The 630-nt window shown below is 57.6% G+C and carries 1 protein-coding gene; it reads right to left on the reverse strand.

Going from position 1 to position 630, the window contains the following annotated elements:
• On the reverse strand, positions 1 to 630 hold a 630-nt coding region (locus P1T08_18905), incomplete at both ends, for a class I tRNA ligase family protein (protein MDF1598141.1).

A 630-nucleotide genomic window follows, 5' to 3' on the forward strand; every position in this document is an offset into this window, starting at 1 on the left:
GCGAGATTTCCCCAGGTGGCGACCAGATCGTCGTTGTTCCGGCGGACAAATTCCCCCCAGGAGAAATCGCTATCCCGGTTTTCAGGCATGGTGAACGTGACGTAGAAGCGGATCGCATCCGGGTCATAGCGCTCAAGGAGGTCGGGCAGCCAGACCGCCCAGTTGCGGCTCTTGCTGAATTGGGCGCCCTCAATATTCATAAACTCGTTCGCCGGCACATCGTAGGGCAGGTTGAGCCGTTTGCTTTTGTCATCCTCGTAGATGCGCTCGACGCCCATTAACTCAGCCTGCCAGATAATAGTGTGGAACGGGATGTTGTCCTTGCCGATGAAATTGAAGATTTTCGCCTGCGGGTTGTACCACCAATCCTTCCAGGCTTCGGGCTGACCGGTGTTCGCAGCCCATTCCACCGAGGCGGTGAAATAGCCCATTACCGCTTCAAACCACACGTACAGGCGCTTGTCCTCCCATCCCTCCAGCGGAACCGGGATGCCCCATTCCACATCGCGTGTGACGGCACGTCCCTTCAACCCGCCCTCGACGAAATTGCGGGCGAAATTTATGACAGAGGGTCGCCAGTGGTCCTTGTGCTCTTCCAGGTATGCGAGCAGCCTGTCGGTGAACGCAGGC

The sequence above is a fragment of the Acidimicrobiia bacterium genome (genome assembly GCA_029210695.1).
Classification (GTDB): domain Bacteria; phylum Actinomycetota; class Acidimicrobiia; order Spongiisociales; family JAHEDJ01; genus JAHEDJ01.